The sequence below is a fragment of the Lysinibacillus sp. TE18511 genome, from assembly GCF_054062295.1.
In genome coordinates, this window is record NZ_JBSSFD010000007.1 from 1 (window position 1) to 21,133 (window position 21,133).

Sequence of the window (21,133 nt, forward strand, 5' to 3'; positions counted from 1 at the left end):
CAGTGTCAACCGTAGTGCAGTGAAACGTAACGAAGGTTACGCGAAAGCGAAGCGACAGTGCAAACCGTAGTGCAGTGCAACGCAACGAAGGTTCAGCCCCTGAAAAGCAGGGGCTGTTATTTTCTACACGAAAGCGAAGTGCAACCCAGCGGCAGTGTCAACCGTAGTGCAGTGAAACGTAACGAAGGTTACGCGAAAGCGAAGCGACAGTGCAAACCGTAGTGCAGTGCAACGCAACGAAGGTTCAAGCCCCTGAAAAGCAGGGGCTGTTATTTTCTACACGAAAGCGAAGTGCAACGCAGCGACAGCGTCTGCTTTCTGCACGAAAGCTAACGGCAATGTTTATCTTTTTTAACATGTTTGGCTCTTCATTAAAAGTTGGAGATGACATCTGGTAAAACTTATGCCACATATATATGGTATTTAGAAACAAAGTAAAAATGAAACGATAAAAAAATTCTACTATACGTATAACAACCATGAAAAACAGGCGGTGTTGACCACTGCCTGTTCATCTAAACTTGTAATGTTTTATTAACCTCATCACGCACTTCAAAAATATCAAAAGGCTTAGTAAAATATCGAATTGCGCCTAAATCTAATGCTTCCTGCACAACATCTAGTTCACCATATGCAGTCATCATAAATACCGGGAGTTGTGGCCACTTCTCTTTTAAGCGCTTTAAAATTTCAATGCCATCCATCCCTGGAATTTTCATGTCTAATAGAACACAATCCATTCCCTCTTCTGCATATCGCAGTGCTTCAATACCATTTGCAGCTAAATATGTACTATAACCTTCCTTTTTCACCACTTCATTTAAAAGCAAACGAATTCCAGGTTGATCATCGACAATTAGTACTCGTTTCACATTTCATTCCGCCCTTTTTAGTTATTATTCTTGCAAAAAAACTTCCTATATTATGTATTATTCTCCTTCAATTTCTTAATACCTTCTAGTATTATAAATTAACTACTTTTGCTTTATGTTCTTCCCAAACATATAATATTGATTGAGGTGGGACCATGTCAAAAATACTAACAACACAACTAAGTGGGTTATTTCAAAGAATAACACAAAATGAAGAGGAAGCTATTGAAGAAACGGCAAGATTACTTGCTCAAGCAGGTATAGGCGAAGGAAATGTCTATTTCGCATGCTTCGGTGAGATGCAAGTTGTCGAGTTAAATGCATGTCAAGCAGTTGAACGTTTTACCAAGCTAGTGCCGTGGACAAAGGATACCGTAATAACGGAAGCTGATCGTGTATGTATTTTTACAAGAAGTGCACATGATGAAGAGGCATTAGCTTTAGCGCAACAGCTCAGTAACAATTTTATTCCATTTGCAGCAGTTGCTAGCGAAGCTGCAAATTCTGAAAACCCACTAGCAGATTTAGCGTATACGTATATTTTTACACGCATACGAGGTGGTTTATTACCGAACGATTTAGGAGAGCGCATAGTTGTGCCACATGCTATTGCTGCCCTTTTTGTTTATGAAGCCGTAAAAATCTCTTATGATGAAATGCTTGGTCTGGATGACGAAGAGCTATAAAGGATCTAAAAAGAGTTGTCTCAGCGTTTAGAGACAACTCTTTTTCTTAGTGTTGAAAATCAAAATGGTCAAGGAAATCTTGTGAATGTTGTGGCGCTTTAAATGAAGATGATTTCCGCTCCATGCTACTAGCTTTCCTGTGGTCAAGCATCAAGTAGCCTTCAATTCAAATCAACAAAAGCATAAAATTTTATAAATTTACAGTGACGCGATTGTAAATCTGCTGTTGCTGTCGCTCCGCTTTCGCACAGAAAACATTTGCCGCTGTCGCACTTATTAAACATTGTTACTGAAGTTTATTTTAATATATTAAAGTGTCTTGCCAGAAGAGACCTACTATGTGAAGTGTTGATTGGAGTGGAGGCTGGGCGACTCCTTGGGGATTAGCGATAGAGGAACGAAGGCTAAAACCATCACGTCCTGTGATAACGCCTTCGTGACCAACATCCTGTTGCCCCGAGACCCTGCAGCGAAGCGGATGTTTTCTGTGCGAAAGCGTAGTGCTAACGCAGCGGCAGCAACAAAAGCGGCTCATCGGACGCCCCCAGGAAGCTTTGCTCTGTGCGAAAGCGAAGCGACAGCAACAAATGTTTTATCTGCGCGAAAGCGAAGCGACAGCGACAAATGTTTTATCTGCGCGAAAGCGAAGCGACAGCGACAAATGTTTTATCTGCGCGAAAGCGAAGCGACAGCGACAAATGTTTTATCTGTGCGAAAGCGAAGCGACAGCAACAAAGCGCCCAGCCGGAACGGAAATCAACCCCTCGTTTTGCCGAAAAGCAAAAAAAGAGTTGTCTCAGCGCGAGACAACTCTTTTTTATTATTTAAATGTTGCTCCGATAAAATCACGGAACAATGGCTGTGGACGATTTGGACGTGATACAAGTTCAGGGTGGAATTGGCATGCTACGAAGAAATTCTTTTCTGGTAACTCGATAATTTCCACTAATTTACCATCAGGGCTTGTACCAGAGAAGACAAGACCTGCAGCTTCCATTGCTTCACGATATTCATTGTTAAATTCATAACGATGGCGGTGGCGTTCATAAACAAGCTCTTTACCATATGCTTTGCCTGCCTTTGAGCCATCTTGTAACTTACATGGATATAAACCTAAACGTAATGTACCACCAATGTCTACACTGTCGTTTTGATCTGGTAAGAAGTCAATAATAGGATATTCTGTATTTGCATCAAGCTCTGTAGAATGTGCACCTTTTAAGCCAAGTACATTGCGAGCAAATTCTATTGTCGCAAGTTGCATACCTAGGCAAATACCTAAGAATGGTACATCGTTTTCACGAGCATATTGTGTCGCTAAAATTTTACCTTCAACTCCACGATCACCAAAGCCACCAGGAACTAAAATTGCGTCTGCCCCTTTTAATAGAGCAGCAACATTGTCAGCCTCTACATGTTCTGCATTAATCCAGTCAATTTCAATATCAGAATTAAATGCATAGCCTGCATGTTTTAATGCCTCTACAACAGAAATGTAAGCATCTTGTAGTTCTACATATTTACCTACTAATGCTACTTTTCGTTTATTTGGTAAGCTCTTCACTTTTGCTACAAGCTCACGCCACTCATCCATATCCGCCTCTGGTGCTTCAATACCAAAATGGTCAAGAACAATATCATCGATATCTTGCGCATGAAGATTTAATGGTACTTCATATAAATGTTCTGCATCGCGAGATTCAATAATTTCGTGTGGTTGAACATCACAGAATAAAGCTAATTTTTCTTTCATATCCTGAGGCACTTCTTGCTCTGTACGCACAACGATAATATTTGGTTGAATACCTAAAGAACGTAATTCTTTTACAGAATGCTGAGTTGGCTTTGTTTTTAGCTCACCTGCAGCTTTAATATAAGGAATAAGCGTACAATGAACATACATCACATTGTTATGGCCTAAATTTGTTTTCATTTGGCGAATTGCTTCAAGGAATGGTAGTGACTCAATATCTCCTACTGTTCCGCCTACTTCTGTAATGACAACGTCTGCATTTGTTTCGCGACCAGCTCGTTGAATACGATCTTTGATTTCATTAGTAATGTGAGGAATTACTTGTACTGTTCCACCGTTATAATCACCACGGCGTTCTTTTTGTAATACAGACTGATAAACACGGCCTGAAGTTACAGTAGAATGTTTTCCTAGGTTAATATCAATGAAACGTTCGTAGTGACCTAAGTCTAAGTCAGCTTCTGCGCCGTCATCTGTTACGAAAACCTCACCATGTTGATAAGGGCTCATTGTACCTGGGTCAATATTGATATATGGGTCAAATTTTTGAATCGTTACTTCTAATCCACGATTTTTTAATAAACGACCTAGAGATGCTGCTACAATCCCTTTTCCAAGTGATGACACAACCCCACCTGTTACAAAAATATACTTCGTCATGAAAAAATTCCTCCTTATGTTGTTCTAGAAATTGTTAGTAAGAAAAGTGCATTCACGTCCTACGCTAACCGCACAACGATGCAAATGTCTCGATAGGCTAAAAATTTCTTATCCCTAAAATAAGAAAAGCCGAGAATGCCTACAAAATGTAGTCGATTCGAAGCTGTAATCGTTTCTATCTCTTTTCTACTTTCCTTTTAGAAGCTTCAACATTTATTCAGACACCAATTACTATACATCATGAATGATTTGGAACATTTATATTCATTTCTGTTGCAATAAGCTTGGGAGAGTCAACTGAATAAAGTTAAAAACAATAAAAAAACGCTCCTCCTGCATAGGTTTGCAGGGGGAGCGTATTACATACACGGTCTTTCTCCTTTAATTAAGGAGCCCAAGTAAAAGATTAAACGTAACCGCGATAGAAGTCAAGATTTTTTACTACAAGGTTAAAAGAAAGAAAATTCAAAGAGTAATGATCATCAATTATGCCTTGTCCGGAATCGGCTTTGCACTTAGGCCTGCACGATGTTGGTCACTCAGTCGTTGCCACAGGACGTGGCGTTCTTAGACTAAGTTCCTTTATTTCAGCGGGTATTTGCTGAAATAAATTAGTTTTCATCCTCTTCTTCAAGTTCTTCTTCATCTTCATCTTCATCTTCATCGATGAAGTCTTCGTCTATTTCCTCATCGATGTCCTCTAAATCTTCTTCATCCTCAAAGTCAATATCTTCTTTATCATCATCTTCATCTTCATCAAGATCTTCGCCTTCAACGAATTCTTCATAATCTTCATCGAAGTCAATCTCTTCTTCTTCTAAATCTTCATCTAAATCATCTTCATCCTCAAGGGCAGCTTTAGATTTTTTCTTATGTGTTTTAACAGAAGGTGCTGTTTCTTCTTCAATTTGTTCAACTTTATACCATTCACGTAAGCCCCAGCCAGCTTCCTGATTAAATAAGAAGCGACCTTCTACATTTAAATCTGTATAAAATTGTAGTAGGCGTGATTTCATTTCTTCATCACTATAGCCTGTAAGCTCTTGAAGTATTGTTAATAAGTCATTAAAAGACACTGAGGCACGTTTTTCATTTAAAATTGCATAAGCTAAGTTAATTAACGATTCTTCCGCTAATTGTTCCTTTGTCATTTCACGAAAATTCATTCGTGCACTTCCTTTCCCTCATCACAATGGACGTTTTAAAATTACATATTGCTTTATTTTCGGAGCGCAGCAAAAAAGGCCGCACAAAAGTAACTTTCCATATCATAAGCATAATACCCATTATATACAAAGTTTTATCCTCATTGCTAGCTTCAATTACTGTTTTTTATATCACACATTTTTTTTATCCCAAAGTAAAACAAATAGACAGATAATAATAATATCGGAACAGCGCCAATTTGCTTATCATAAAGGAAAATAACTCCTAACATTAAAGCTAAAATAATGATGTAGTGAATAACTGATTTCATTCTCTACCGCGCCTCCCCTTTTTTTACATTTCTATTATAACGGAAATAAAAAAAAGTGCCTAATCCTAAGACTAGACACTTAAAAATACAGAAGCATTTTGTATAAAATAGCATAAATGTTATACAGTAAGAAGATATGCACGTTTAAAATTTACATATTGCGACGATATTGTCCTCCTACTTCATATAAAGCGTTCGTGATTTGCCCTAAGCTAGCTACTTTTACGGTTTCCATAAGCTCCGCAAAAATATTGCCATTATTTACAGCTACTTGTTGTAAACGAGCAATAGCCGCTTCCGCTTCACTTTCATGTTGCTTCCAGAAGGCCTGTAAATTATGAATTTGTGTCTCTTTTTCTTCCGTTGATGCTCGCGCAATTTCCATATTATCAATTTCATCCTCTGAAGGTGGATTCGGATTTAAGTAAGTGTTTACACCAATGATTGGTAACTCGCCTGAATGTTTTAGCATTTCATAGTACATGGATTCCTCTTGAATCTTACCGCGCTGATATTGTGTTTCCATTGCACCTAGCACGCCACCACGATCATTGATACGATCAAACTCTTCTAGTACCGCCTCTTCTACAAGATCCGTTAACTCTTCTACGATAAACGCACCTTGTAATGGATTTTCGTTTTTCGCTAAGCCATGTTCCTTCGTAATAATCATTTGAATTGCCATCGCACGACGTACAGATTCTTCTGTAGGCGTTGTAATTGCCTCATCATATGCATTTGTATGCAATGAATTACAATTATCCTGTAATGCCATTAATGCCTGTAACGTTGTGCGGATATCATTAAAATCAATTTCCTGTGCATGCAAGCTACGTCCAGATGTTTGGATATGATATTTTAATTTTTGTGCACGTTCATTAGCGCCGTACTTATCACGCATAACAACTGCCCAAATACGACGAGCTACACGTCCAATAACTGTGTACTCTGGGTCAAGTCCGTTAGAGAAGAAGAATGATAGATTTGGCGCAAAATCGTCAATGTTCATGCCACGACTTAAATAATATTCCACATACGTAAAGCCATTTGCTAATGTAAAGGCCAACTGTGAAATTGGGTTGGCTCCAGCTTCGGCAATATGGTAACCAGAAATAGATACTGAGTAGTAATTACGTACTTTATGATCAATAAAGTATTGCTGAATATCTCCCATCATACGTAACGCAAACTCTGTTGAGAAAATACATGTATTTTGCCCTTGATCTTCTTTTAAAATATCTGCTTGCACCGTTCCACGAACAACCTGTAATGTTTTCTCTCGTGTGTCCATAAATTCTTCAACTGTCAAAGGTCGACCAAGTTCTTTCTCATGTAGTTTCACTTGCTGATCAATAGCCGAATTCATGAACATCGCTAAAATAATCGGTGCTGGACCGTTAATTGTCATCGATACTGAAGTTGATGGTGCACATAAATCAAAGCCCGCATAAAGCTTTTTCATATCCTCTAGCGTACAAATGGATACACCTGACTCTCCAACTTTTCCATAAATATCTGGTCGGTAATCTGGGTCCTCTCCGTATAGCGTCACCGAATCAAATGCTGTGGATAAACGTTTTGCATCATCATCCTTTGATAAATAATGGAATCGTTTATTTGTACGCTCAGGTGTACCCTCACCAGCAAATTGTCGCTTTGGATCTTCCCCTTCACGTTTAAATTGGAATACCCCTGCAGTATAAGGGAATTCACCAGGTACATTTTCTCTATAAACCCAACGTAAAATTTCACCGTAATCTACGAATTTCGGCAAGGCAACTTTAGGGATTTTTGTACCTGAAAGGCTTATTGTCTTTAAAATCGTACGAATTTCCTTATCACGAACCTTCGTGACAAATTCGTCTCCAGCATAGGCTTCTTTTAAAGCCTGCCAATTATCTAAAATACGCTTGGACTCAGCCGTTAATTCATCTCTGACACCTTCTGCTAAAGAAGTAAGAGATGCGATCAGTGCATCATTTGGCGCTTTTTCCTTAACCGCCGCAATCGCTCCCTCTAATTGGAATAGACGGCGAGCAAATTCTACTTGCTGCTCTGATTTTTTGTGATAGCCACGCACAGTATCTGTAATTTCTCGTAAATAATAACGGCGATCGTTTGGAATAATCACATCCTGCTTTTGGGTTTTCGCAAATTGCTCATAGCCAGTTTCCCAATTACTTCCTGTATTCGTATTAATGATATTTACTAATGCTGCAAATAAAGCATTCGTTCCTTTATCATTAAATTGACTTGCGATTGTACCGTAAACAGGCATATTATCAAGTGATTCATCCCAAAGCTCTCGCGAACGTTGGTATTGCTTCTGCACTTGGCGTAGCGCATCCTCAGAGCCTTTACGTTCAAATTTATTGATGGCGATCACATCCGCAAAATCAATCATGTCAATTTTCTCAAGCTGTGTTGGCGCACCAAACTCACTTGTCATAACGTACATGGATAAATCCGTATACTTTGTAATTTCTGCATCACCTTGACCAATACCGCTCGTTTCTACGATGATTAAATCATAGCCCACTACTTTCACTACATCTAGCACGTCTCCAATAGAAGCAGTAAGCTCTGTTCGAGATCCGCGGGTTGCTAAACTACGCATATATACTCGATTATTGAAAATCGCATTCATGCGAATTCGGTCACCAAGTAAAGCCCCACCTGTTTTTTGCTTTGTCGGATCGACTGAAAGAATCGCCACTCGTTTATCCGGAAATTCTTTCAAGAAACGACGAATTAATTCATCTGTTAAGGAAGATTTACCCGCACCACCAGTTCCTGTAATACCTAATACCGGTGTCCCTTTTGAGTGTTTACGAGCTTCTTCTAGCATCTTTTTCGTTTCACCATCATCATTTGACTCTGCAGCAGTTATTAAATTCGCTAAAATTTCTGGTGTTTCTGTCGATAAAGCATCGAGCTTTTCTAGATAGTTACCCGTTGCAGTTGGGAAATCAGTCCCTTTAATTTTTTCATTAATCATCCCTTGTAAGCCTAAGACACGGCCATCCTCTGGAGAGAAAATCCCTGCAATCCCATATGCATGCAGCTCTTTAATTTCACGTGGTAAAATAACACCACCACCGCCACCATAAATTTTAATATGTGGCGCTCCTTTTTCACGCAGTAAATCATACATATATTTAAAGTATTCCATATGTCCACCTTGATAAGAAGACACAGCAATACCTTGAGCATCCTCTTGAATCGCAGCATTTACCACTTCTTCCACCGAGCGATTATGTCCTAAATGGATTACCTCTACTCCGCTCGATTGCAAAATTCGTCGCATAATGTTGACTGAAGCATCATGCCCATCAAAAAGACTCGATGCTGTAACAAAACGTACGTGATTTTTTGGACGATATACTTCTACCTTTGTCATATGAAATCCCCACTTTCTCCCCTTAATCAATTACACCTTTGTGTTATGGAACAACTTCCTATTACAATTCATAAAAAAAGTCGGTAATTGCAATGTCGCTCTATGCAATTACCGACAACCCCTTAACGGAACTTATTAGAACCCCTTTATGCCTGAAATAAACAATGTTGTTTGCATTTCAATAAATTCATCAATAGAGTGTTGACGATGGAGCGCCCATTTACGGAATGCCCAGCTTTGTCCAGAAACAACTAAATTATTTGCTGCCAAATGGATTTGTTGATCCGTCATCGTTATTTCACCTGACTGCACACAGCGTTTTAGTAATCGCTCAAAAGTAGCAACCATTTCAAATTCCTTACTAAATACATAACGCTGCGCTTCTTTTGACAATGTTTTAGTTTCCTGATACATGATTGTTAGCTCATCAACCATACTATCAATTTGCAAGAAATACTCTCGAATCATTTCTTTTAACTCTTCTATAGTTCCTGCCTTAATCTCATAACTTGAAAGTCTCTCCATCGCATGGTGATAAATACTATCACATACAAGGTAAAGGACATCTTCTTTCGTACGAATATACTCATATAATGTTCCGATACTAAAACCTGCAGCTTTTGCGATTTCTCTCGTCGTGGCACGATGAAAACCTTTTTCTTTAAATAATTTAATGGCTCCCTCTATCATTTGTTCTCGACGAATGGCGATGAGATTTTCATCTTTTACCGTTGACTGTACTTGGGGTCTTTTATCTTTTTCTGTCATACGTTATTTTGTCAACATACGAGAGATAACAAGACGTTGAATCTCTTGTGTACCTTCGTAAATTTGTGTAATTTTTGCATCACGCATGAAACGCTCAACTGGATAATCTTTTGTATAACCATATCCACCAAAGATTTGAACCGCCTCAGTCGTTGCATTCATCGCAGTATCGCCAGCCATTAATTTCGCCATTGCAGATGCCTTACCATAAGGTAGGTTATTTGATTCTAACCAAGCCGCTTGGTATGTTAGCAGTCGAGATGCTTCAATGTGAGTTGCCATATCCGCTAATTTAAAAGATACACCTTGGTTGGCAGTAATCGGCTTACCAAATTGCACACGTTCTTTCCCATACTCAACCGCTGCATCTAATGCTCCTTGTGCAATCCCTACAGCTTGAGCCGCAATACCGTTACGTCCTCCATCAAGTGTTGTCATCGCAATTTTGAAGCCTTCTCCCTCAGCTCCAAGCAGGTTTTCTTTTGGAACGCGACAGTTATCAAAAATAATTTCAGTTGTAGGAGATGAACGAATTCCTAGTTTTTTCTCCTTCTTCCCTACCGAGAAACCTTCAAAGCCAGCTTCAACGATAAAAGCAGATGTGCCATGTTTAGCTTCTGGATCTGTTACTGCAAATACAACATATGTATCTGCTACTCCACCATTGGTAATGAAGATTTTCGCGCCGTTTAAAATATAATCATCGCCATCACGTTTTGCATATGTTTTCATGCCACCAGCATCAGAGCCTGATCCTGCCTCTGTTAAGCCATATGCACCAATATGTTTGCCTTCTGCCATTGGACGAAGATATTTTTGTTTTTGTTCCTCATTACCAAATTTAAAGATTGGCCAACCCGCAAGCGAAGTATGTGCTGATAATGTTACCCCCGTTGAAGCACATACACGTGATAATTCTTCCACAGCAATAACATACGCAAGATAATCAAAGCCTGCACCACCGTATTCTTCTGGCCAAGGAATACCTGTTAAGCCTAGCTCCGCCATTTTATCGAAAATTGCACGATCAAACTCTTCATTCTCATCACGTTCTGCTGCTGTCGGTGCTACTTCATTAATAGCAAAATCACGAATCATTTCACGTAATTGCTCATGCTCTTCTGTTAATTGAAAGTTCATTGTCCATTTCCCCTTTTTAGTTAGACTCTGTTATTGCTAAATTGTTAATTTTGATATTCGATCATGTTTCTGCGCTCTGCCTCGGGAAACTGAGCAGATCTCTTGGTTACCTGATCAGTTCTCCGGGTTACCCGAGCGTTTTCTTATAACGATCGACATCATCCTTGAAAAATCAACATTGCAACATAACTTCAGATCTTATTTAAGTAAATGTTTACTAATGACTAGTTTTTGAATCTCACTTGTACCCTCGTATATTTCTGTCACCTTTGCATCTCGGAAATAGCGCTCTACGGGATAGTCTTCTGTATAGCCGTAGCCACCAAAAATCTGTACCGCTTCTATTGCCGTTTGCACTGCTGTGCGTGAGGCAAAGAGTTTTGCCATGGATGCCTCCGCTCCACACGGCAACCCTTTTGAACGTAAATCTGCTGCACGATATACTAGTAATTTTGCTGATTCTACAGCAGTCGCCATATCAGCAAGCTTGAAGCCAACCCCTTGTTGTGCAGCAATAGGTTTGCCAAATTGTACACGCTCTTTGGCATAAGCAGTAGCTGCTTCTAACGCTGCTTCAGCAATGCCTAAAGATTGCGCAGCAATGCCAATACGTCCAACATCTAAGTTGGCCATTGCAATTTTAAAGCCTTCCCCTTCCTCCCCAAGAAGGTTTGCAGCTGGAATACGACAGTTATCAAATGTTAATTGGACTGTACGTGAACCGTGTAAGCCCATTTTATGTTCATCTTTCCCTATGATTAAACCCGGTGTGCCCTTTTCAACAATAAATGCTGAAATACCACGTGTTTTAGCAGCAGGATTCGTTGAGGCAAAGACAATATAAACATCTGCTTCTCCACCATTTGTAATAAACACCTTGGAGCCATTGATAACATAATCATCCCCGTCTCGTACCGCTTTTGATGGCAGTGATCCAGCGTCCGAGCCAGCACTAGGCTCTGTTAAACAAAATGCCCCTAAATATTCCCCGGCAGCAAGCTTCGGAACATAACGTTTCTTCTGTTCATCGTTGCCAAAATATATAATAGGGTTTGTTCCAACCGAAGTATGCACAGATAAAATAACACCCATTACTGCACTAACTTTCGATAGTTCATTTATAGCAATTATGTACGATGTAAAATCCATCGCAGAGCCGCCTAATTCTTCTGGGGTTGTTATCCCCATTAAACCTAATTCTCCCATTTGCGCAAGGAGCTCACGTGGAAACTCCCCTGCTTCCATACGCTCTACCCACGGTTCAATCTTTTCCTGAGCAAAACTTCGGACCATATCTCGCATCATTATTTGTTCATCTGTAAATCGTAAATGCATCTATTATGTCACCCCTAAATGTTGTCTCGTAACATTCCATTTCGCTTGAATCGCCCCATCCCCATAGGATTATTCGTAAACGTAAAAGCCTCTTCCAGATTTTTTACCTAACCAGCCTGCTGCTACATATTTACGAAGCAATGGACAAGGTCTGTACTTACTATCACCTAGGCCCTCATGTAAAATCTCCATTATGGATAGACATGTATCAAGACCAATAAAGTCCGCTAAAGTTAAAGGTCCCATTGGATGATTCATACCGAGCTTCATCACATCATCAATGGCTTCCTTCGATGCTACACCCTCATACAGTGCATAGATTGCTTCATTGATCATAGGTAGTAAAATACGATTTGAAATAAAGCCCGGGAAGTCATTTACTTCCACTGGTGTTTTCGATAATTTTACTGTCATGTCTTCAACAGCTTTGTAGACTTCATCGCTTGTGGCCAATCCTCTAATAATCTCTACTAGCTTCATCACAGGTACCGGATTCATAAAGTGCATACCGATCACTTGCTCTGGACGATTTGTGACAGCTGCAATTTCCGTAATTGGTAAAGATGATGTATTCGTAGCTAAAATGGCATGTGCTGGTGCAATCTGATCAATTTGCTTAAAGATGGATTGCTTCACTTCCATATTTTCCACTGCGGCCTCGATGATAATATCTACATCACTAGCATCCTGTAAATCTAGTGACATACTAATGCGACCTAGAATAGCCGCCTTCTCATCCTCAGTTTTACGACCCTTTTCGACATCACGTGTCAGGTTTTTCGTCATCACGCCTAAACCGCGCTCGAAAAATTCTTGTTTCATATCGTTCAATTTGACATCATAGCCAGCTTGTGCACAAACTTGTGCAATGCCAGAGCCCATTTGTCCAGCACCAATAACCATTACCTTTTGAATTCCCATCATTCGTGTCCCCCTGTTTTCGGTACTTCGATCATAATCGCATCGCCTTGCCCTCCACCTGAGCAGATAGCAGCAATTCCGATACCACCGCCACGACGTTTTAATTCATGTGCAAGTGTTAAAATAATGCGTGCTCCAGATGCTCCAATTGGATGACCTAATGCAACTGCACCGCCGTTCACATTGACCTTTTCAGCATCTAAATCTGCCAGTTGCTTGCTCACTAGAGCTACTGCCGCAAAGGCTTCATTGATTTCGATGACATCAATGTCCGCTAATGATTTACCCGTCTTTTTCAGTAATTTGTTAATAACAAGCCCTGGTGTTTGTGGGAAGTTTTCTGGCTCAATAGCAAGCTCTTCATGGCCGATAATAACCGCAAGTGGCTCTCTACCTTCACGCGTTGCACGTTCCTCACTCATTACTACTAAGGCACATGCACCGTCGTTAACGCCAGGTGCGTTACCTGCTGTTATCGTTCCGTCCTTGTCAAAGGCTGGCTTGAGCTTTGCCAGTACCTCCATTGATGTACCCGCTCTTGGTGCCTCATCTGTATCGACTTGAAGCGGTTCTCCCTTACGTTGCGGAATTTCCACAGGCACAACTTCCTCAGCAAAATAACCTTTGTCAATTGCTGCAAGTGCACGTTCATGGCTACGAACAGACCATGCATCCTGCTCCTCACGGCTTAAAGAAAATTCGTTCGCTGTCGTATTACCGTAGATTCCCATATGTGGTCTTGCCTTATCAAAGGCACATGTTAAGCCATCATATAGCATGCCATCCACCATTGTTGAATCGCCCATGCGTAAGCCTGTTCGACCATTTTGTAGATAATACGGTGCATTGGACATTGACTCCATACCACCCGCGATAATCACTTCTTCGTCCCCTAATCGAATTAGCTGATCGGCTAGTGTTATAGCACGCATTCCTGATGCACAAACCTTGTTAATCGTTTCTGTTTTCACCGCTATTGGTAAATTTGCTTTTATTGCAGCTTGCCTTGAAGGAATTTGGCCCTGTCCCCCTTGTAAAACAGAACCTAAAATCACTTCATCCACTTCATCAGGCGAAATTTTCGCTTTCTCAAGTGCCCCTTTTATGGCGATTGCACCTAAATCACTTGCGTTTAATGCTGATAGTGAACCTCCAAACTTACCAAATGCAGTTCTTGCTCCTGCTAAAATTACAGCTCTATTCAAGTAAAACACCCCTTTTGTTTTACGTTCTAGAAGAAGTATCAGAGCATTTTTGTTGACTGAACGCTCGCTCGACCTCTTGCGATGAAAAATGGGAGTATCAACTTCAACTCCCATTTCCATTTAATCTTATTCTACAAAACAATTATTTATTGTGCAATTTATATTTTTCAGATAACTAAAATATTTCTGCAATAACTATCATTTTTCTGCGTTAGTTTCTGCATTCTTGTCTTGTTCGACACTTTCTACAGAAGCTACTACTTCTTCAGCCATTACATCTGCTGCCTCTTCAACTGAAATTTCAACAGCTTTCACCTTTTCACCAAACACAGAACGCTCTAATAACTCTGCAACATCGAATGTACCGATTGAATCCTCAACCTCTTTTGCCTTTGTGCCATCTTCAAGCATTGTTAAACAGTAAGGACATCCAGAAGAAATTACTGATGCGTCCGTTGCTAAAGCTTGCTCTGTTCTTGCTACGTTAATACGGTTGCCGACATGCTCTTCCATCCACATTAATCCGCCACCTGCGCCACAGCACATTGCTGTCTCGCGATTACGCTCCATTTCCACAAGCTTAACACCTGGAATACCACGTAGTATTTCTCGTGGCGCATCATAGACATCGTTATAACGGCCTAAATAACAAGAATCGTGGAAAACAATTGTTTCATGAACTTCGTAATTTAACGCTAGACGATTTTCATCAATCAATTCGTTCAATAGCTCGGTATGGTGATAAACCTCGCCCTTCCAGCCAAAGTCTTGATATTCATTTTTAAAGATATTGTAAGCATGCGGATCGATTGTAACAATTTTCTTTACGTCGTTTTTCTCGAATTCATCAATATTCGCTGTAGCAAGCTCTTGGAATAAAAACTCATTTCCTAAACGACGAGGAGTATCCCCTGAGTTTTTCTCTTTATTTCCTAAAATCGCAAACTTTACGCCAGCCTCGTTTAATAGGCGACAGAATGCTAATGCAATTTTTTGTGAGCGGTTATCAAATGCACCCATTGAGCCTACCCAGAATAAATATTCCATTTCCTCGCCTGATTTTTTCAGCTCTTTCACTGTCGGAATATGAATTGTTGGATCTAGGTCACGCCAATTTTCTTTTTCTTTACGGTTCAAGCCCCAAGGATTGCCTTGACGTTCGATGTTTGTCATCGCGCGTTGTGCATCAGGGTTTACTTTCCCTTCAGTCATTGTTAAGTAACGGCGTAAGTCAATAATTTTATCGACATGCTCATTCATAACAGGACATTGATCTTCACAGTTACGACAAGTCGTACATGCCCAAATCTCCTCTTCTGTAATGACATCGCCGATTAAAGAAGGGCTGTAGATATCTTCAATGACTGCGCCTTCAGCACCAGCTGCCATCGCTAACTGATTCCCCTTTGTATTAGCAAAGAATTGATAAGGTACCCAAGGTTTTTGCTTTGTCACAACAGCACCAGTAAACGTTAAATGATCACGCAGCTTCACGATTAAATCCATCGGCGATAGCATTTTCCCTGTTCCTGATGCTGGACACATATTTGTACAGCGTCCACACTCTACACAAGAATATAAATCTAGCATTTGTTTTTGTGTAAAGTCTTGAATACGTCCAACACCAATTGCCGGAATATCCTCTTCATCTTCAGCATTTTCTAATGCTTCAAAGTCGATTGGTGTTAGAGTACCTGTACGATCTAAACGATTCATGTACACATTGATTGGACTTACAATCAAGTGGAAGTGCTTCGATTGTGGTACATACACTAAGAATGTTAATAAAATTAATAAATGCGCCCACCACATCACGTAGAAAACAACAGCTGCTACTGATGCTGGTAGGAAGCTAAATATAGCTGCAATGCCAGAAGCAACCGGCTCTGTATAACTTAGTTCTTCACCATGCCAAATTAACCCCATACCATTTGCAAGCAATGTTGATAACATTAACCCACCAATGAAAATTAAGACAAGACCATTTTTCCAGCCTCGTTTTAGACGTACTAGCTTTTCTACATAGCGACGGTAAAATGCCCACACGACCGCCACTAAAATCATTAATACCACAAGCTCTTGGAAGAATGTAAAGACACTATAGAAAATGCCAAGTGGCAGATGTGATCCAGGTACTAACCCCTTCCAAATTAAATCAATAGCGCCTAGCTGCACCATTAAAAATCCATAGAAGAACATGACGTGAATTAAACCACTCTTTGGATCTTTTAATAGTTTATTTTGGCCAAATACATTGACCATAATATAACGAATACGTTCTTTGACACTTTCATCAAACTCAACTTTTTTCCCCAATTGCACAAACTTATAACGTGTTTTTAACAGATAGAAGAACAATCCTCCTGCATAAAGCACAACCACGACTGTTAGAACAATATTTGCAATTACTAATGGACTCATGGTTGGTCCCCCCCTTTAGTTTGTCGTAATTTTCTCTCTTTGTGGTGAATTCGCTAGCTCATACGTAAATGTACGTCATCATTATATTCCTATTCTAATAAATGAGTGAGCATTCAGTCAACATAAAACGGAAATATTTCTGATAATTTTATATTCTTACATTTTACAAGAAAAAAAGCCACCCTGAATTTTTAAAAGGACATGAAACAGCTAAAGAATTTCATTTTTTTATATTATAAATCTATTTTTTGTTGGGTATAGAAAATCAAAAAAGCCGATTTGCATCATGTTTTTGATGACAAATCGACTTTTTCAATGCGCTAAATTTTAAAATAGCTGTTTCTTTTTAAAACTAATATGCTCTTTCAATAAAAGTTTAAGATGACATTTGTATAAAAACTATGCCATGTAAATAAGTTGATTGGAGTGGAGACTGGGCGACTCCTCGGGGATCAGCGATAGAGGAACGAAGGCTAAAACCATCACGCCCTGTGATAACGCCTTCGTGACCAACATCCTGTTGCTGACGCTGCGTTTGCACTACGCTTTCGCACAGAAAACATTTGTTGCCCCGAGACCCTGCAGCGAAGCGGCTCATCGGACGCCCCCAGGAAGCTCTGCTCTGCGCGAAAGCGAAGCGTCAGCGGCAAATGTTTTATCTGTGCGAAAGCGAAGCGTCAGCAACAAAGCGCCCAGTCGGAACGGAAATCAACTACACGTTTTGCTAATGAGCGTAATTTGCCATAAATAAATTTCAGGCTATTTTTTAAAGACATTACCGCTTCGAATATATTCAACATCCGCAACTTTAAGTCTAAAATTAACAACTCGTGCAGCTGCAAATAAATAGTCGGATAGACGGTTTAAATACTTTTGCACAATTGTCGGTACGTCTTCAATTTCCTTCATAAGCGTTACCATTTGTCGCTCTGCTCGACGCGCTACTGTGCGAGCAATGTGTAAGGTTGCAGCTGCTGGTGCACCACCTGGTAAAATAAAGCGCTGTAATGGTGGCGCTTCATCTGACAATGCATCAATCCGAGATTCTAACACTTCAATTGGCTGCTCTGCAAGCTTATAATGACGTTCCTTCATGACATTAGCGAGGTCGCCGCCTGCATCAAAAAGTTCGTGCTGAATCGTTTCTAAATCAATTAGAATATCCTTGAATAGCTCACGATCTAATTCACTTACTGCCTTGCCAATAAAAGAATTCAACTCATCAATTGCCCCGTATGTCTCTACGCGCAAGCTATCTTTGTCGACACGTCCACCTATAAGACTAGTTTTCCCCGTATCGCCTGTTTTCGTGTAAAGCTTCATTTCTCTCATCTCCTAAAATTATTTTATCAATTTCGCCTTGGCGTAATTGCGTCCGGATTTTGAATTGTGCCCAGGCCTGCACGACGCAGGTCAGTTAGCCGTTTTCGCAGGATGCGAAGGTTTTAGGCTAACATCCTTATATTCATTCCTTTGAAAATCCGTGACATCCGCCGGAGGCATTATCTTCATTCAGCAGATGTTTCTGCTGAATGAAGATAATTTTTTATTGCCTGCACCGTTGTTTCAAAAACACCTTTACCAATTAACTTGCCTACAGCTGTAATTGGACCACCATACTGCATCTCTTCCCCTTTTTGTGTCGCTGCAATTAATAAACTATCGGTAGCAGTACCTGTTGCAATCGTACCACTAAGCTCATCACGAATACCTTCTGACTGCAATGCCTTTGTTTTCGCCTCATTAGCTGTCATCATTGCTTGGAAAAATGCTTCTTCTGATAAACAACCATTTATGATGACCCATGTATTTATAGTACCAATATATGGTTCATCTTGTCTTTCATGAGCACGTGACACATCAACGGCATTGCCGACTCCAGCTGTAACAGCAACAAATATGCTACCAAAGGAAGCTTTAAATTCATTTATAGCTACAAGATTTGTCGGAACAGCTGTTAACATAACGACTGTACCGGTAGGTGAAAAATGCTCCTTTTGTAAAAATTCAGCGACCTCTTTCTTTACATCACTAATGACATAATCTATTGGTACAGAGCGATTTAATAAGCAATCATACCAACCAATACCTGGATTATGTACAGCTGAGGAAACCGTTTTTAACGGCAACTCTGATTGAAGCTGAATGTAATGCTCCGTAACAGTAAAATTTTCGTTTTTGATGACAGCACGTTGCTGATGTTCGACTGAGGCTGGCATCATTGTAATTTGAGGCTTTGGAATTTCAGGATGTGCATAAGTTGCTACTCGCGCATGATAGACGTCTTCAATTTGCGAAGCAATTAATACTTCATGTGGCGCTCCAAATGCTCGCATCCTTCCGCCTTCCATTAGTAATAATTCATCACAATAAAGGGAAGCTAAATTCATATCATGTAGTACCATAATAACGGTTAAACCGCATTCAATTGCTTCCTTTCGTACCATATCTAAAATTTGACGTTGATGGGCAATATCTAGATGGTTCGTTGGCTCATCTAGCAGTAATATTTCCGCCGTTTGGGCAAGAGCCTGGGCTACAAAAACTCTTTGTTGTTCCCCGCCTGACAAAAATTCCATCGATGTCTGTTCATAACGTTTCACACCTGTTTGCAGCATTGCATGTTGGATTGCTTGTTCATCTCGTTCAGTCCAACTTGAAAAGAAGCCTGTTTGATGGGGATAACGTCCAAGTGATACCGCCTCACGTACACTGTTTGAAAAGGCATTCGCATGTAATTGTGGTAGCACTGCCATTTTTTTTGCCAACGCACGTGCATTATAAGCGCTAATATTTTTACCGTCTACTACTATAGTGCCTGCAGTTGCTGGCAGTATGCCACTCATTACTTTTAATAGTGTGGATTTCCCACTACCATTCGGTCCTAAAATCCCTAGTACTTTTCCTTTTTCAACGGAAAAACTTATATCCTGAACGATCGGCACATCTTCATAGCCACCAGAAAGATGTTCAACAACAATCATGCCCGTCCCCCCTTGCTTCTACGTTGCTTATAAAAAATATAAGAAAAAACGGGCGCCCCAATAAATGCAGTAATTACGCCAATTGGTAGCTCTCTTGGCATAATAATTGTTCGTGCTATTAAATCACAAATAATGAGCAAAGTTGCCCCATTTAAAAATGATAATGGCAATAAATGACGATGATCTGAACCCCAAAGCATCCGCGTCATATGGGGTACAACTAAGCCAACAAAACCAATCGTACCAGAAACTGCTACAGCTGCTCCTGTCAACATTGACCCGCCTACCAAAATTATATATTTACTACGCTTAACATGAACACCTAAATGTTTCGCGCGTTCCTCTCCATATAACAAAACATTTAACTCGCGTCTTTGTGTCCAAAGCATAATTGAGCCAATGATCACAAACGGAATAATCATTTGAACAAAAGGCCAACCTCGCATCGATACTGAGCCGAGCAACCATCCCATAACTTGTCGTAGCTCCTCACCAGATAATGCAATCATTAAGGAAATTAAGGAACCTAAAAATGAACTAAAGATGATCCCTGTTAAAATAAGAGTCTCCATTTTTAGTGAGCGGTCTACTATTCTAGCAAAGCCCATGACAGCTACCATCGTAAATATTGCACCTATCATACTGAAGATTGGTAATGCATAATGGCCTACTACCGGGATTGATATACTAAAGAAAATCGTCATCACTGCGCCAACTGATGCACCAGAGGAAACACCTAACGTATAAGGATCTGCCAAAGGATTTTTTAGTAAGCCTTGAAAAGCTGCCCCTGCAATGGCAAGAGATGCTCCGACAAGTCCCGCCAACAGGACTCTAGGTAAACGAATTTTCCATAAAATATTGGCAGCTGTCTCATCAGCCGCCTTATTCCACAATACTTCTAGTGGAATATGAACTGAGCCTATCGCTACGCCACACCAGATGCTAATAATTAGAAGCGTAATTGCTGTTACATAGGCTATAATCGTTCTACTCATTTAAAGGCTCTCCCCCTTAGTCTATCTGTGCCTATATTCAACGACTTGTTCTTCTGATTGATCGATACATTTTGGCTTGAAATCGCCTAATATTGAGAATTTATCGACATCCATCTTACAAAACAAATACCCCTCATCCAAAAAAGATGAGGGGATCAAATTTGCACAAAAATACGTATACAAAATCCACCACCCTATCCTCGTAGGCCGCAACGTGTTTTCTATAAAGGCAGGTCTCCTGGCTCGTGCTTCATTCGCTTTTTCAAGCCTTCCCGAAATTTTCAGTGGCGCAGATTGAAAAAACTCACACATACAGTGGCGGGACCGCATCGGAATAACACCGATTTCCCTTTTCACTTTACATAAGTAAAGAACCTTTATAATTTTCAGTTGATATAATTATACATGAAAAAAAAAGAGGCTGGGATAAAACTGGTCAATACCTTAAAAAGCGCAAGAAATCAATTTTAGAAACGTTGATTTCTCGCGCTTTTCTTATGTGATTTTTTTAAA

The 21,133-nt window shown here is 40.1% G+C and carries 19 protein-coding genes and 1 riboswitch; of the genes, 4 read left to right on the forward strand and 15 right to left on the reverse strand.

The window, feature by feature from the left end; translation table 11 throughout:
• Positions 1 to 221: 221 nt before the first annotated feature.
• Positions 222 to 398: a hypothetical protein gene (locus tag ACVWXS_RS07175; protein ID WP_456957202.1), complete on the forward strand. Its 177-nt coding sequence runs from the start codon at positions 222 to 224 to the stop codon at positions 396 to 398.
• 117 nt (positions 399 to 515) lie between these two features.
• On the opposite strand, the gene ACVWXS_RS07180 is transcribed toward ACVWXS_RS07175, so the two are convergent.
• Positions 516 to 872: a response regulator gene (locus tag ACVWXS_RS07180; RefSeq protein ID WP_368636151.1), complete on the reverse strand. Its 357-nt coding sequence runs from the start codon at positions 870 to 872 to the stop codon at positions 516 to 518.
• A gap of 155 nt (positions 873 to 1,027) precedes the next feature.
• Here ACVWXS_RS07180 and ACVWXS_RS07185 point away from each other — a divergent pair, with 155 nt between their 5' ends.
• Positions 1,028 to 1,558, forward strand: coding sequence for a DUF2529 family protein (locus ACVWXS_RS07185; RefSeq protein WP_456957205.1), 531 nt, complete (start codon positions 1,028 to 1,030; stop codon positions 1,556 to 1,558).
• Positions 1,559 to 1,719: 161 nt separating this feature from the next.
• Here the strand turns inward: ACVWXS_RS07185 and ACVWXS_RS07190 are convergent, their stop codons facing one another.
• Positions 1,720 to 1,842: a hypothetical protein gene (locus tag ACVWXS_RS07190; RefSeq protein WP_456957206.1), complete on the reverse strand. Its 123-nt coding sequence runs from the start codon at positions 1,840 to 1,842 to the stop codon at positions 1,720 to 1,722.
• 68 nt (positions 1,843 to 1,910) lie between these two features.
• Between ACVWXS_RS07190 and ACVWXS_RS07195 the strand changes: the two genes are divergently transcribed.
• Positions 1,911 to 2,438 (forward strand): hypothetical protein, encoded by a 528-nt coding sequence (locus ACVWXS_RS07195; protein WP_456957208.1) that lies wholly within the window; start codon positions 1,911 to 1,913, stop codon positions 2,436 to 2,438.
• Here the strand turns inward: ACVWXS_RS07195 and ACVWXS_RS07200 are convergent.
• From ACVWXS_RS07200 to ACVWXS_RS07245, 10 genes are all read right to left on the reverse strand, one after another.
• Entirely contained in the window at positions 2,379 to 3,971 is a 1,593-nt protein-coding gene (locus ACVWXS_RS07200; RefSeq protein ID WP_456957210.1) for a CTP synthase, read from the reverse strand. The two genes, ACVWXS_RS07195 and ACVWXS_RS07200, sit on opposite strands and share 60 nt — an antisense overlap.
• A 611-nt stretch (positions 3,972 to 4,582) precedes the next feature.
• Entirely contained in the window at positions 4,583 to 5,137 is a 555-nt protein-coding gene (gene rpoE / locus ACVWXS_RS07205) for a DNA-directed RNA polymerase subunit delta (protein ID WP_456957212.1), read from the reverse strand.
• A gap of 152 nt (positions 5,138 to 5,289) precedes the next feature.
• Positions 5,290 to 5,448, reverse strand: a complete 159-nt coding sequence (locus ACVWXS_RS07210; protein WP_368636147.1) for a hypothetical protein — start codon at positions 5,446 to 5,448, stop codon at positions 5,290 to 5,292.
• Between the two features lie 151 nt (positions 5,449 to 5,599).
• The gene (gene icmF, locus ACVWXS_RS07215; RefSeq protein ID WP_456957215.1) at positions 5,600 to 8,848 is read right to left on the reverse strand and encodes a fused isobutyryl-CoA mutase/GTPase IcmF; all 3,249 of its coding nucleotides are present in this window, start codon (positions 8,846 to 8,848) and stop codon (positions 5,600 to 5,602) included.
• A 135-nt stretch (positions 8,849 to 8,983) separates the two neighbouring features.
• Positions 8,984 to 9,616 (reverse strand): TetR/AcrR family transcriptional regulator, encoded by a 633-nt coding sequence (locus ACVWXS_RS07220; protein WP_456957217.1) that lies wholly within the window; start codon positions 9,614 to 9,616, stop codon positions 8,984 to 8,986.
• Between the two features lie 3 nt (positions 9,617 to 9,619).
• A complete protein-coding gene (locus ACVWXS_RS07225; protein ID WP_456957219.1) occupies positions 9,620 to 10,756 on the reverse strand; it encodes an acyl-CoA dehydrogenase in 1,137 nt (378 codons plus the stop codon).
• 198 nt (positions 10,757 to 10,954) lie between these two features.
• Positions 10,955 to 12,091 carry an acyl-CoA dehydrogenase gene (locus ACVWXS_RS07230; protein WP_456957221.1) on the reverse strand — a complete coding sequence of 379 codons (1,137 nt, stop codon included), beginning with the start codon at positions 12,089 to 12,091 and terminating at the stop codon, positions 10,955 to 10,957.
• 69 nt (positions 12,092 to 12,160) lie between these two features.
• On the reverse strand, positions 12,161 to 13,012 hold the full coding sequence (locus tag ACVWXS_RS07235; protein ID WP_068986688.1) for a 3-hydroxybutyryl-CoA dehydrogenase: 852 nt from the start codon (positions 13,010 to 13,012) through the stop codon (positions 12,161 to 12,163).
• Positions 13,012 to 14,217 carry an acetyl-CoA C-acetyltransferase gene (locus ACVWXS_RS07240; protein ID WP_456957223.1) on the reverse strand — a complete coding sequence of 402 codons (1,206 nt, stop codon included), beginning with the start codon at positions 14,215 to 14,217 and terminating at the stop codon, positions 13,012 to 13,014. The genes ACVWXS_RS07235 and ACVWXS_RS07240 overlap by 1 nt, the downstream gene beginning before the upstream one ends.
• Positions 14,218 to 14,415: 198 nt before the next feature.
• Positions 14,416 to 16,638, reverse strand: coding sequence for a heterodisulfide reductase-related iron-sulfur binding cluster (locus ACVWXS_RS07245; RefSeq protein WP_402983195.1), 2,223 nt, complete (start codon positions 16,636 to 16,638; stop codon positions 14,416 to 14,418).
• A 421-nt stretch (positions 16,639 to 17,059) separates the two neighbouring features.
• On the opposite strand from ACVWXS_RS07245, the gene ACVWXS_RS07250 reads away from it, so the two are divergent.
• Positions 17,060 to 17,389: a hypothetical protein gene (locus tag ACVWXS_RS07250; protein WP_456957226.1), complete on the forward strand. Its 330-nt coding sequence runs from the start codon at positions 17,060 to 17,062 to the stop codon at positions 17,387 to 17,389.
• A gap of 8 nt (positions 17,390 to 17,397) precedes the next feature.
• Here the strand turns inward: ACVWXS_RS07250 and ACVWXS_RS07255 are convergent, their stop codons facing one another.
• The 3 genes from ACVWXS_RS07255 to ACVWXS_RS07265 all read right to left on the reverse strand — a co-directional run bounded on the left by ACVWXS_RS07255 (position 17,398) and on the right by ACVWXS_RS07265 (position 20,620).
• A complete protein-coding gene (locus ACVWXS_RS07255; protein ID WP_068986691.1) occupies positions 17,398 to 17,961 on the reverse strand; it encodes a cob(I)yrinic acid a,c-diamide adenosyltransferase in 564 nt (187 codons plus the stop codon).
• Positions 17,962 to 18,146: 185 nt separating this feature from the next.
• Positions 18,147 to 19,622 carry an adenosylcobinamide amidohydrolase gene (locus tag ACVWXS_RS07260; protein ID WP_456957228.1) on the reverse strand — a complete coding sequence of 492 codons (1,476 nt, stop codon included), beginning with the start codon at positions 19,620 to 19,622 and terminating at the stop codon, positions 18,147 to 18,149.
• Entirely contained in the window at positions 19,619 to 20,620 is a 1,002-nt protein-coding gene (locus ACVWXS_RS07265; protein ID WP_456957230.1) for a FecCD family ABC transporter permease, read from the reverse strand. The genes ACVWXS_RS07260 and ACVWXS_RS07265 overlap by 4 nt, the downstream gene beginning before the upstream one ends.
• Positions 20,621 to 20,831: 211 nt before the next feature.
• Positions 20,832 to 21,014, reverse strand: a riboswitch (cobalamin riboswitch).
• Positions 21,015 to 21,133 lie beyond the last annotated feature (119 nt).